This is a genomic window from Streptococcus parauberis NCFD 2020, assembly GCF_000187935.1.
Classification (GTDB): Bacteria; Bacillota; Bacilli; order Lactobacillales; family Streptococcaceae; genus Streptococcus; species Streptococcus parauberis.
On record NZ_AEUT02000001.1, the window covers coordinates 1,381,273 to 1,394,341 of the forward strand.

15 protein-coding genes are annotated in these 13,069 nt (G+C 32.1%); 3 read left to right on the forward strand and 12 right to left on the reverse strand.

The features are described from left to right. Position 1: 1 nt before the first annotated feature. Positions 2-724, forward strand: coding sequence for a DUF4811 domain-containing protein (locus tag SPB_RS06860; protein WP_003106120.1), 723 nt, complete (start codon positions 2-4; stop codon positions 722-724). 207 nt (positions 725-931) lie between these two features. Here SPB_RS06860 and SPB_RS06865 read toward each other — a convergent pair whose 3' ends face one another. From SPB_RS06865 to SPB_RS06905, 9 genes are all read right to left on the reverse strand, one after another. Continuing rightward, complete coding sequence (locus tag SPB_RS06865) at positions 932-1,768, reverse strand: putative RNA methyltransferase (protein WP_003102959.1); 837 nt, start codon at positions 1,766-1,768, stop codon at positions 932-934. Between the two features lie 2 nt (positions 1,769-1,770). After that, on the reverse strand, positions 1,771-2,643 hold the full coding sequence (gene rsmA / locus SPB_RS06870; protein ID WP_003105585.1) for a 16S rRNA (adenine(1518)-N(6)/adenine(1519)-N(6))-dimethyltransferase RsmA: 873 nt from the start codon (positions 2,641-2,643) through the stop codon (positions 1,771-1,773). A gap of 60 nt (positions 2,644-2,703) precedes the next feature. Then, on the reverse strand, positions 2,704-3,288 hold the full coding sequence (rnmV, locus tag SPB_RS06875; RefSeq protein WP_003105878.1) for a ribonuclease M5: 585 nt from the start codon (positions 3,286-3,288) through the stop codon (positions 2,704-2,706). Beyond that, entirely contained in the window at positions 3,260-4,033 is a 774-nt protein-coding gene (locus tag SPB_RS06880) for a TatD family hydrolase (RefSeq protein WP_003102889.1), read from the reverse strand. The genes rnmV and SPB_RS06880 overlap by 29 nt, the downstream gene beginning before the upstream one ends. Before the next feature lie 140 nt (positions 4,034-4,173). After that, positions 4,174-5,313 (reverse strand): tyrosine-type recombinase/integrase, encoded by a 1,140-nt coding sequence (locus tag SPB_RS06885; RefSeq protein ID WP_003104253.1) that lies wholly within the window; start codon positions 5,311-5,313, stop codon positions 4,174-4,176. A gap of 318 nt (positions 5,314-5,631) precedes the next feature. Beyond that, on the reverse strand, positions 5,632-6,453 hold the full coding sequence (locus SPB_RS06895; RefSeq protein ID WP_003104532.1) for a rolling circle replication-associated protein: 822 nt from the start codon (positions 6,451-6,453) through the stop codon (positions 5,632-5,634). Positions 6,454-6,595: 142 nt separating this feature from the next. Next, positions 6,596-7,366: an FtsK/SpoIIIE domain-containing protein gene (locus SPB_RS10890; RefSeq protein ID WP_003105374.1), complete on the reverse strand. Its 771-nt coding sequence runs from the start codon at positions 7,364-7,366 to the stop codon at positions 6,596-6,598. Beyond that, positions 7,363-7,893 (reverse strand): hypothetical protein, encoded by a 531-nt coding sequence (locus tag SPB_RS10895; RefSeq protein ID WP_003105361.1) that lies wholly within the window; start codon positions 7,891-7,893, stop codon positions 7,363-7,365. Before SPB_RS10895 ends, SPB_RS10890 begins: the two co-directional genes overlap by 4 nt. Next, positions 7,890-8,240: a hypothetical protein gene (locus SPB_RS06905; protein ID WP_003106095.1), complete on the reverse strand. Its 351-nt coding sequence runs from the start codon at positions 8,238-8,240 to the stop codon at positions 7,890-7,892. Before SPB_RS06905 ends, SPB_RS10895 begins: the two co-directional genes overlap by 4 nt. 189 nt (positions 8,241-8,429) lie before the next feature. Between SPB_RS06905 and SPB_RS06910 the strand changes: the two genes are divergently transcribed. Next, on the forward strand, positions 8,430-10,082 hold the full coding sequence (locus SPB_RS06910) for a helix-turn-helix domain-containing protein (RefSeq protein WP_003105202.1): 1,653 nt from the start codon (positions 8,430-8,432) through the stop codon (positions 10,080-10,082). An 82-nt stretch (positions 10,083-10,164) separates the two neighbouring features. On the opposite strand, the gene SPB_RS06915 is transcribed toward SPB_RS06910, so the two are convergent. Next, positions 10,165-10,524 carry a hypothetical protein gene (locus SPB_RS06915; RefSeq protein WP_003104147.1) on the reverse strand — a complete coding sequence of 120 codons (360 nt, stop codon included), beginning with the start codon at positions 10,522-10,524 and terminating at the stop codon, positions 10,165-10,167. Positions 10,525-10,805: 281 nt separating this feature from the next. Here SPB_RS06915 and SPB_RS06920 point away from each other — a divergent pair, with 281 nt between their 5' ends. Continuing rightward, positions 10,806-11,132 carry a helix-turn-helix domain-containing protein gene (locus SPB_RS06920; RefSeq protein WP_003102647.1) on the forward strand — a complete coding sequence of 109 codons (327 nt, stop codon included), beginning with the start codon at positions 10,806-10,808 and terminating at the stop codon, positions 11,130-11,132. Positions 11,133-11,233: 101 nt separating this feature from the next. On the opposite strand, the gene SPB_RS06925 is transcribed toward SPB_RS06920, so the two are convergent. Then, on the reverse strand, positions 11,234-11,794 hold the full coding sequence (locus tag SPB_RS06925) for a hypothetical protein (protein ID WP_003105802.1): 561 nt from the start codon (positions 11,792-11,794) through the stop codon (positions 11,234-11,236). Continuing rightward, entirely contained in the window at positions 11,795-12,775 is a 981-nt protein-coding gene (locus SPB_RS06930; RefSeq protein WP_003104449.1) for a hypothetical protein, read from the reverse strand. Between the last annotated feature and the right edge of the window lie 294 nt (positions 12,776-13,069).

The window sequence follows — 13,069 nt, forward strand, 5'->3', positions numbered from 1 at the left end:
GATGATCTTATTCCTTATAATCATTTCAACAATCCTATCCTTTATTACCTGGATGTATATTCAAAAAACAGGCCTTAGATATTTACTAGGAAGTCTTTCTTTACTCTTACTTTTAGCAAGCACCTTCATATTGACAGACCATTTTGTTAATCATACTGGTATGAAAACTGAAACTAAAGTGACTGAGAAAGCTATATACACAGCAGGAGATACTAAAGCAGCTTTTGGACTTCTACTCAATCAAAAAATTGGAAGTAAATCAGATCACCATGTTCTCATTTACAGAGATCAAAAAGAGCAAGAAAAAGCAAAAGCTCACTTTATTCCAAATAAAAAGAAAATTAGTCAAGCTATCAAAAAAACAGCCAACTACAAGATGGCTGACACAGATAAAGCCATCGTCAAAACAACTACTAAACGTTATGTTTGGGCATCAGATTTTGCAAAAATGATGTATGGTTTTGGTGATGAGAACCATGAACTGATTTCAGAAAAAGCGCAAGTCATTGTTCCCAAAGATACTTGGTTAGTCTTAACACCAAAACAAGCTAAAAAATTGGCTAATCTTGTACCGCAACTCAAAGCACAGCAAGAAAAAGCAATGAAAGCAAATCCTAAAATGGCTATGCAAATGCAAGCTCTAGCTAAAAAGGATCCAAAAGCCTTTACTAAAATGCAAGTTGAGCAATTAAAAAAGCTCTTGGTATTACAGAATAGAAAATAGCCTTTCCTAAATAGGAAGGGCTATTTCTGAAATAAGAGGTAAATCATTTATTTAAATAGGAAACTATCCTGCCATCATAACAAGAAAAACTAAAAGTCAACGTCATTTTAAAAAACCAATCTTCTGTTCAATTCAGGAAATTGGTTCCATAAGAGTATTTTTCTTCTATCCCATTATTGAGGTGCAGCACCTCTAGCCTGTCTTTTTTTATTTCGCTTTTGCGACTATTAGTATGGCGGAAACTGTGATCTGTGTGACATCTGAGAAATCAATGGCTTCCTTATTAACATTGAACAGTAATGGGGTCATCTGAATAAAAGCATCACGTTCTTCTGGACTACAGGTCAATGTCGCTGTCAGCTCTTGTTCTTCAACTATCTCAAGTGATTCCTGCAGATGATTAAGGATTTTCTGATTAGAATAGCCATCGCCTTTAAGAAGATGAGCTACCTTGCCTCGCAACTCCTGAACATGTTTTTCAGTCGGCACAACCTTTAGCAAAAGGCCTTGTTCAGTCAAGACACGCTTAAATTCCCCATAGTTGGCCGGTGAAAAGATATCTAAAATACAATCGATGCTTTTCTTTTGAATCGGCAGGTGCACCAAATCAGAAACAAACCATTTAACCAAGCGACTCTGATCGCTCTTAGCGGCTATCTGGACAGAGTCTTTAGAAATATCAAAAGCCAAGAATTCCTTGTCCAACTGATCAATCAACCGGCGTGAGTAGAACCCTTCCCCACAACCAACGTCAAGTACAGAGCCAAGCTCTGAATGAGCTTGCAAAAACGCATGAATTCCATCCAGAATATGGTCATAATAGCCACGTTCCAAGATCAATTGGCGATTTTCAAATGATTCTTTACTGTAATGGTCATCCACTTTTTTACCACTAAGCAAATTGACATAACCAAATTTAGACAAATCAAAAGTGTGATTATTAGCACATTTAAGGCTATTATGGACTTTCTGAAGTGGATTCTGACAGTTGGGGCAGGCAAAAAAGCTGTGACTATCTTCAAAGCGGAGCCTTTTGTCAATCATACTTAAAATCCTACTTCCTTAAGGGCGTCCGCTAATTTCCCAAATTGCTCAATGGATAAAGCTTCACCACGGATGCTTGGGCTAATTTCCGATATCTCTAAGGCTTTTGTTAAATTAGCTTTGATTTCTTCAGTCTTGCCAAAATGACTAGTCAAATTGTTCCACAGGGTTTTACGACGGTGCACAAAGCTAGCTTTGGAAACTCTAAACAAGAAATCCTCATCTTGAACAGCAACCAATGGTTGGTCGCGACGTGTCATTTTTAAAATGGCAGAGTCAACATTTGGCGCAGGAACGAAGACCGTTCTTGGGACTATAAAGGCCACCTTTGCATCCATATAGTACTGAACAGCAATTGATAAAGATCCATAAGCTTTTGTATTAGGCTCTGCGGAAATTCGATCAGCCACCTCACGTTGCATCATGACAACGAACTCTTGGAATGGAATTTTGCTGTCGATTAAGTGCATCAAAATTGGTGTCGTGATGTAGTAAGGCAGGTTAGCTACTACTTTAATTGGTAATTCTGGATTTTTGAAAGCCTTAATCTGAGTTTGTAAATCGGCTTTTAAGATGTCTTGATTAACCAACTGAACATTATCAAAGTCTCTCAAGGTATCTTTTAAAATCGGAATCAAACGATCATCAATTTCAAAGGCCATTACTTCCGCCGCATTCTCAGCTATAAATTCAGTTAAAGCACCAATACCAGGACCAATTTCAATAACATTGACATTTCGATCAATCTCAGCCGTGTCAACAATTTTTTGTAAAATATTGGTATCCGTCAAAAAATTTTGACCGAAAGATTTTTTAAATGTAAAGCCATGATGTTCTAAAATAGCACGGGTTACATTATAGTCTGCAATTCTCATTTAATATTATTTCCCACTAATTTGTTTTCTCTATTGTAGCATAATTACAAGGACTAGCTTTTAAAATTTTGCCATAGCATCTTCAACTTCAGTTAAGCTGATCCCAAAGAGTTCTAGTCTTGACAACAACTGTTTACCGTTACAATAACCAATTCGCAGTGTCTCCCCCAGATATTCTCGACGTTTGCGACTGTCTCCACCCAAGAGCAGTCCAAGTTTAACCAGGTCTTCTTTAGTGATATCAAATTCATTTGGGTCATCATAGGTTTGGGTAACTTTGGACAAGGCTTTTTGTAAGTCTTCAAATGAGGCATGCTCGACACCTAATGAACGCCCTTTTGATTTAGACCCTGGTACGGCTTCATCACGGTTTAAAAAGGCATGGCGAACTGTCGGTACAGCTTGCATGATGATTTTACGAATGCGTTCGCCATTGTAGTCTGGATCGGTGAAGACAATTACGCCGCGCAGCTGATTGAGGCGGTCAATTCTCTCTAGGTCAGCTTCGTTAATTGCTGACCCTCTTGTTTCATAAGTGTCAACTTCATAGAAACGTCGGAGATTAGCAGTATCATCCTTACCTTCTACAACGACGACTTCTTGAATCTTAATTTTTTTAGTCAATGTTAAATATCCTCTTGGCATTAGCTGTCGTTACTGCTGCAACTTCTTCAGAAGTCAGCCCACGTAGCTGGGCAATTTTATCAACCACGTAACGGGTATAGGCTGTATGGTTCTCGCGACCCCGTTTTGGGACCGGCGCAAGATAGGGCGCATCTGTTTCAACCAGCATTTTATCTAGGGGAATGGCTTGCGCAGCCTCTTGAATATCGGTTGCTTTCTTAAAAGTTACTACACCAGAGAATGAAATCAGCATTCCCAGCTCGATAAATTTTTGTGCCATGTCCAAGCTACCACTGTAAGAATGCATGATGCCTCCGCAAGGTCCTACGCCAACTTCTTTAATCACCTGATAAGTATCTTCCAAGGCATCACGAGTGTGTACAACAAAGGGAAGATTGTAATCTTTTGATAATTGAATTTGACGTTTAAAAACCTCTATTTGGACTTCTTTAGGATCTTCCATCCAATGATAGTCTAAGCCAATTTCACCCAAAGCAATGACTTTTTCATTTTCCAAATTAGCAATTATCATCTCTTCAATGTCTTTCGTATAGGAACCAGCCTCAGTTGGGTGCCAACCAATGGTGGCATACACCTCTGGGTACTTGTTTGCTAAAGCTAAGGCGCCTTCAATTGTCTCTTTGTCAAATCCAACAACATTGTGAGCCATCACCCCCATTTCCTTAGCCAAGGCTAGCTCTTCATCTTCTTTACCAATGAAATTCTCCACATTCAAATGGGTATGGGTATCAAATATTTCTATCATTATGTTTTTTATATTACCTCTTACTTCCTAATGGTATCCTGATAGGTTTAAACATGGGATTTCTGATTTTAATAATTCCTCTATTTTCCTAATAAAAACCTCTACTATGGTTATTATCTGGTTAGTTCTATGGTTAGTTTCTAGAAGTTAATAGAGTTCAATTTTTTCCTCACATCATCATGGATAGATTTAGTCACATGACTATATACCTTTAGCGTGATCGACTCATCAACATGTCCTACTCGCTCCATAATCGCTTTAATAGGTACACCAAGTTCGGCTAACAGACTAATGTGGGAATGACGGAGCATGTGAATATTATATGCCCTACCTTCACCTAGGGCTGTATCACACATATTTTTTATAAATTGATAGAGTTTTGGCTGTCGCATGATTTGACCACGATCTGTCACAAAGATAAAAATCTCATCTAAACAGTATTTCTTAAAATAATCAATGATTTCAAAACATCGTTCTGACAAAATAATCGTTCTAACTGACCCTACTGTCTTTGTTGTTTGCAACACTCTATCATCATAATTATGAGCCACATAATCTATCGTGTGGTCAACTTTCAAGAGGCGATTGTCAAAATCTACATCACAATACCGAACTCCAATAAATTCAGCAAATCTTAGCCCCGTAAGGAAAATAAATTCCATTGCTAATGTGTAGCGAATATCTTTATCGTGGTTTTGACAATAGGATATCACCAAACCAAGTTCCTCCTTACTGATAAAATGATTCTGTGCCTTTTTAAGCTTTTCATAATCTTTACGAACTCGAGGGATTACCACATTTTTTACGGGAGTTTTATCAATATAGTTCATACGTTCTGCAAATCCGAAGATTGCATTCAAGTATATTTTTCTATTCTTTCTTGTCACGTTTGCAATATTCAGACCCATTAAATAGTTTTGAATCATTTGGGTCGTGTACTCTGAAAGTTTTAAATCTCCGACATCATTCCTAAAATAGATCAAACTATTAATTTCACTCTTGAAGCTAGCTGGTTTAATTTCACTTATACGTACCAACTTCCATTCTTCCAGTAACTGACTAAACGTTTTATTAGCCAATTTCAATTGTTGTTCCTCTTCCTTAGTCGGTCTGGACAAAACCTTATCAATCTTTATTGCAAGTAGTCTTTTTGCCTCAGCTTGTGAGATTCTTGATTTTGAATTCAGTGTAACAGTTACTTGCTTCCATTTCTCCTCTCTGCTGTCATAGAATTTTTCAAAATATCGGTACTTACCATTTTCTAAAAGTTTGTAAAACATATCTTCTCCTTATATTAAAGAAAAGCTATGTAGCATGGCTTATTATACCATACTTACATAGCTTTCTCACGTTTCTCCTGTTTGTATTGCAAGAATTGACGGTAACCCTCCACACTAATATATACCCGCTTATGAGAAGGCTTTAGTATTGATTTTTGAAATCGTGACAGCCTTCGCATTTCTGTTAAATCGTTATTCAATGTCTTTATTGGTACATCAAATAATTCTGATAAAGATTTCTTGTTTCTATATATTAAATTTTCCACTAGTAGCCTCTTTCTTGTGTTTTGTTTCTTTGACTTACAATCCTTCAATTATTTATCTATCCATATTAACGTCATCATAAAATTCAGTAGTATATTCTTTAATACCAATTGGTGTTATATGTTTTGTTGTCCTAGAAAAGCTTGGAGGTTTTTGAATTTTATATGTTTCTAACAAGTGTTCTTTATTTGTTGTTATTTCTAATGGCTTCCTTATTCCCCGACTTGTGCGATAAATTCGTATTCCTTTAGGATACATATAGAGTCTTCCCCCTTTAACAATAGACTTTTTCTCTGAATCTAAGTTATTTACTACTAACTCTAGATTTGATAGATACGAAACTAGATAATTTCCAATTTTATCTGCTTTTTTCAACCGTTTTGTCTTTGTAAACCCTTGCCCCCATAGTTTTGATAGAACATGGTTTGGAATAACCAAAACACTATCATTCTTTATCAATATATGCAGATGCCATCTACCACTTGCTTGTGGTTCAATTACAGAAATGTATTCAATGTTACCAAAAGTTTTTCGAAGACGACGAATAAATATTTTAAAGTCATTATAAACCACTTTAGCATCAGTTATATGATTACGATATGTCAGAGTCACCCAAAGTTGATTTTTTCCTCCAGTAAAATTATGAGCAACTATACGACGGATTTTCTTCATAGTCTGTTTAGTTGACTTCAAATTATCCAATCGAGTCGTTCTAGAAGTATTCATATTATGAATTTCACCAGTTTCAAGATTCACGTATCGTCTTCCATCTATAACTTTTATTATCTGAGCTTGTTGACCATTAGCAGTTGTCATTTCAAGCGTATTACCATATATGTAAGACTTTACTATTTTTTCTGAGTTAATTTCAGACAATACTACTCCTTCCTCGTTCTTTTGTTTGACGCTTATCAAGTTAATAGAAGAATGCTAATGCATTCTTCTGATAACAAAAAATTGCAGAAAGACTTTACGCTCTGCTAACGTTTGGCTCTCCGAGCCACGTTTCGCTATTCTCCTATTTTTTGTCATTATATTGATAGTATTTACTCAACTCCTTAAGAAAATTGAAATTTTCAGGCATCCATGGTGCTTCATAATATATTGGTGAATTTAATTGTCCATCAATCATTATATAACCAACACCTTTTCCAATAATAGATTTATACTTCACATCAGTTTTTCCAAAAACCATTCGATATCCATCTGATGATAAGTTTGAAAAAGATACTCTTAATGACATTTGATCTCGAATCGCCCCATCGAGGAGCTCTGCATCGGGTCTTTGCATAATTAATGCTCCAATAAAAACACCAGCTTGTCGCCCCCTCATAATTATGTCGAACAAATAACTTTTTGCTTCACTTAATAGATTTTTATCAGCTCTTTTTGCAAATCCTGCGAACTCATCTATAATTACAACGATTGGAGCTAGTCCAAAATCTTTAAAATCTTTGCCAGCATCCTCAATAGTAACGAAATATTTTTCATAACGCTTTTGCATTTTCTCGTCTGCTAACCGTAATATTTTACAAATCTGTGAAGGGGAGGTTGCAATATTTTCCTTAGGAAAGTTCTCAATTTTTGAAACAAGCCAAAGATCAGCGTGTTTGCCATCAGCAATAAAGAGTTCTCCTTCGATACCTTCGTTAATCATTTTGACATATTGTAAAATCATGTAGTTGGCAAACATTGTTTTACCAGAACCTGTCTGACCTACTATCAAACAATGAGGTGATTTTGAAATATCGACTGAGAGTAATTTACTAAGCTTTACTTTTGAATTCATAATATCAATCTCTCATCTTCTTCCATAGCAAATAAATAATCAATATAATCAAGTCCTAAATTTTCACTTTCTAATTCTTTTTTTATTAAAGACTGCAACTTACTACCAATCGAGCTATCGATAAGATTATCCAACGGGCCACCCGATTTATAAACTCTGATAACTATTTTTTTATTGTCTTCAATCCATTCCATAATTAATGAATCGGTAATTGTTTTTTGCCCATCTTCGTTTTTTTCAGAAGAATACAAATTATTTTTTTCAATAAAATCTTTTAATAACTTTCGATTATCATAGATCCTTGACAGTTTTATTGCTAATGCTAACCAAACAACTGCAATAAACCAGATAACGGAATAATAGTTACTAAGATATGAAGTTATGTGATTGATATGTAGCATATTTGTAATATCTATAATCTCATCATTAAAAAACCAAACGGTGATGAGAGTACTTATAATTAATATTGGGTATGCAATATTGCCTACAATAGGATAGTGCCAATTTACAGAAACTTTTTTCGTCATCTTTTAACCTCATTGTCTATTTTTGTAACATCGGCATGCAAAGAAAGTTGATTTTGAAATTCTCCATAAACTGTAGACTTTGTAACATTAATTACCTTGCAAAACGTCTTAAGAGGCAGAAAGTCAGAAAAATCTGACTCTGTTTTATTTAAAATCGTAACAGCAATTTGCTCACCTAAATTACTCTTGTCGTTTTGATAATGAGTATTATCACTCATTATTAACAGAACAACTTTAACCCCCTTATTCTCCATCTTATTTTTAGCAGATAAAAACACTAAGCTTTTATCTTTTTGAAATCCATCAAAATCAAAACTGATGAACGAACGTAAATTTACTAAAGTCATAATCTATACCTCTATCTTCTAATTTCTCTTATATAAAACATGCAACTGGTCAAAACTTTCAATTTCAGATTATATTATCACCCCACTTTTTTTGTTTATTTTGCTTAAGCTATAATACAATTTAACATACAAAAAATAACACAGTTTCCTATTTTAGTTTTTTAGGGATTCTATGTTAGTATATTAAATATGAGTGATTTTCAAATTGATCTAGTAAAATTTTTAAAGTTATTAAAATTAACAACTGGAATTACGTCTACACAAATTTCTAATAGCTGTGGTTTTTCCAAAAATACGATTACATATTGGAAAAAAGGGGGGAAACCTCAAAAGTCCCATTTAGAAACGTTGTTAAAATACTTAGCAAAAATAGAATATAAGTACATCAATGATGATGAAGGTGAACTAATACAAAGTTTTCAATCATTAAAATTCACTTGTTATATATTATCTAAGCAGAATCAGCTTAACGAAGTGTCTAAAAAATACAATCTAGAACAAAGAAGAAAGTTTCATCTAGCATTTAATAATATGGTCACTACCCTTGAAAAACTATCACAATTAACTATTAATGAAATCGAATTTAGCCATTTACAAGCACTTGAACTTGCAAATTTGATACCCTTTAAATATAAAAATAGCATTCCTCAATTTCTAGCTGAAAAATTTGGAGTATCGAAGGGACAAATTTCTAAGTGGAGAAACGGAAAAGAGTTTCCCTCTGAAGCTAATCTTGAAAAAATAAAGATATTTTGTGATTTACCAAATTTGACTGCGCTCACTACTTCTTTTGATAATATTTCCTTAAATGAAAATTTTTCAAGTTTCTTAAAAAGCCCAGACTTAGAATCTCAAATTAATGATTTCATTTTTATCTATAAAAATGGTTTGTTAGATTATATTTTTAATTACGACTACACTCAAAAATTATCTAAAAAAATTGTAGATGAAAACTTTATATACCTAAATCTTTTCATAGATACTAAAGAATTCTATGCAGAGAAGAGCAAAATAATAGAAGGTTTCTATATAGAATGTATCCACCTATTAAATGATATCTACTCTAAACTATTCTATAATATCGGTTTAAGTTTTATAGAATGGATTGAGGTCAATTTAAATAATGATAATCTAAAGACAACAATGGAACATTTACAAAACAAGAATATTAGAGGTGTTTATGAATTAGGAGTTTTAAATAATGAGAGTATTAATGTTACAGCAGAAAACATAGATTATCTATATTCCTCATGGCTAAATTACAGCAAATATCAAAACAGTTATTCAAAAATGAATGATTGGGTAAGTGAAAACTTGGATTCCATTTTTTACATTCTACTTTTTAAATTTTCTAAACAAAATATACAACTAAGAGAAGAATGGATAAACCAAGTTTTGAAATCAATAAATGTCTCAAATCTTCATCGTCCTTCAAAGAATCGTTTAAATCTCTTTAATGATTTATATTCTATTCATATTAAAAATAACGATGAAACTATTGTATTATGCTTTTTTAAACAATTTTGGGCTTTACTACTCCTAAGGATTAATGAGCATGATTACTCACCTTATTCACTTGAAAATTATATTGATAAGGTAGAACAAGAAATGATTCTTAGTGAGTCTTTAAATTTAATTTTTGAAGTAATAAAAGATTATTCAAACTTAAATATATTACCTTACCCACAGAGTGAAGACTTAGATTATTTATTATCAAATGAACACATCTTTAGAAGAATTATTAAAGAACATAATTCTTCTAATTGGTACTCAAGATTTGAATCAGAAGAAGATTTCGATTATTGTAGAGAACTTACATTTATTATCAAAGAAATCCTCTAAAACAGAATAGTTTATAGTTAACCAAATTTAAAAAAACTCTAAGCAAAATCAATTGCTTAGAGTTTTTTTAAATTGATACTATTTATTTTAAAGTATCATATGTTTCCCCACCTTTTTTTACGTAATCAGCTTCCAATCCAAAGGTTTTAATCGTAAGAACATCTGTAACATTGTCAAATTTATACGTATATTCGTCATCTTTATCATCAAATACAATGGTTTTATTATTGTAATCAATTTTTCCAGTTACAGATCCGTAACCAGATGTTTTCCCTGTAATTTTACCATCTTCAATTTTTAGATAAAATTGAACCTCCATCTTACCACTCTCTGTATAGTGGTAATACATTCCATCCATTTTATTCCCGTGGCAAGATACTAGAATCATAGCAATTATTATACCTAACAATCCTAATAAAATGTATTTTGTTTTTTTCTTCATAATAATTTTCCTTTTCAAAATTAGTAAGTTATAGTTTTAGAAATTATCAAATAAAATCTTTATGAATTTGACAATCCGTTTATTAGTTAGTTTTATTAAAAAAATATTTCTATAATAATATTTTTAATTATTGATTTTTAAAAAAAACAAACACTAATATCTTATATTATAGCACAAATAATTATTTAGATAATCATTTTATTTAAAATACATACATTAAACACCTAATTATTTTAATGATTTTCGCTTATTCTAATAATATAAGCTAAGGAGTATTATTTATGTCGTTAGGAAAAAGCATTTCAAATCGCATCTATGAACTAAGACTAAGCAAGCATTTAACACAAGAAACTCTTGCTGAAAAGGCAGGAATGGATGTAAATGCTTTAGGAAGAATTGAACGAGGGCAAAATTACAATATAAAAGTTGAAACATTGGATAAAATAATTAATGCACTCGAAGTTGATTATAATTCCTTCTTCTCGTTTCAAGATCAAGAAAATAATTATTCAAAAATTATTTCAAAACTTTCTTTAGTAAATGATCAAGAAAAAATTTTAGATGTATTCGATAAAATTTTAGATATTGAATTAGACAAAAATAACTAAATTTTCAGAATAGATATAAAAAAGATACTCTGTCTTATTGTAGAGTATCTTTTTTATATTTTGCTGTAATTAAGCATTTTAAAAACTTTAGTAATAGAATATTATTCTTTCTTTTCTTTATTTTTTATATTTTCTTTAATCACTTCACGTCTGACAGAATTATAAATATTTATTATTATGCCATAACATACGTGGAAAAGAGAAAATAAACCTAATAATAAAAGTGCTACGTATAAATACTTTATCATAATAACCATATTTATTGGTAATGCCACAGTAACCAAGGGGGCTATTAATGATATAATCCCTAATACAAGAAATATCATTGAAGTAAAAACATAGGGAGCTAATACTTTCAATAAAAGAAGTCCTTGCTTCTCGTTATCATTTTGCCTTTTATAGATTATTATTAATTCATTTTTTTCAAAAATCTCACGTACCGCTGAAACAACAATTAAGGAAAAACTCAAACCAGCAATAGAAGAATCTACAAATTCACCTATCTTGATCAATTTTAAATCCATGACCCCTGTGATATTCAAAAGAAAAAGAATTAAACATAAAAATAACCAAGAACACCATAATTTTTCATCCATTAGACCTGTCCGAGCATGAATCAAAAACTTTACTGGTCTACCATCGTATTTTTCATACTCACTCATTTAATCGTCCTCCAGTCTAAGAATACTTTTTACGTAAAGCTTAAAATTATCCTTTTTTCTCCTTTTTTTAATATTAATATCTTTCAAATAACCAACATTCGCTAACTCCTGTAGTTTAGGTGAAAGAGAATCAATAGTGAGAAAATTTTCCCCTTTAGCTTTTATTATTGTTTTTTGTTCCTCGCCACCTGAGGATCGAAGCGTTGCTAATAATTCTTCATCTACCTCCTCAGATACAGGATTCGGATACACTATAGTATACTCAATTTCTGAAATTTCATCCCCCACCATATTTATTTCTTTATAGATAGGAGTAACTTTCACAAAACCTAAATGTGTTTTTACATCTTTATTATTTTGTAGAAGTGATTCAATCCGACGGGCAGTAACCCTTGATTTATTTTCATCTTCAGATTCAATCAATAAATGTTCCGTTTGGGAATTATAGAAAAATGTTAAAACATTATTCGTTAAAAATTCTATTGAACTTGATTCTATAACTTCTTTTAATTTAAAAAACTTTTTTATATGCGTTATTCCTGTACCAATCCTAAATTCAATAGGAATATCATATTTTTCCTCTATGAAGTTATCACTTAGCATTTCTGCTTCCTTTAGTCTTGAATATTTATATTCAAATTGTCTGCGAAGACTCCCACATTCTTCGGTAAGTTCAAGAAATTCTTGGGAATATAAGACCTGATTATATTCATTGTAATAATCAATCGCTTCCAAATATAAATCAAATTGACGCATAGTTTTACTCATTAACACTTCCCACTCTACACGAAACTCATTTATATTTTTAGAATCTGTAATAATATTTATTTTGTAAATATCATCAGAAACTTTTTCTTGATGGTATAACAGATCAAAAGTCGAAACTATTAAATCACTTTTTAGATACTGTTCCTCACTTTGTTCTCTAATATTTTTAGCTAACTTTGCTCCAACATTTAATTTGTAAATAAAGTATTCCATACTTTCGATTTCTCCTCTAATTATTAAGATAATTATACCACAAGCTAATAAAGAATTTATTTATACAATTAAACTTGTTTAAAGTTAATAAAAGAAGAAACTGCTCCACTTATTTGCTACATAACTTTTCTTTGGTTAGTTTTTGGGTTAATTTTTATTATTTTTTTTAATTACCAATCCTATCAGTATTTGAGGTTAAAAGTATGGGTATCAAATATACTGATCATTTCTGGCATCCTTTCATTCATCCTTCCTCTGTTTGTTTCTTGGGAATGGCTGTGCTCTAAAGCAAAG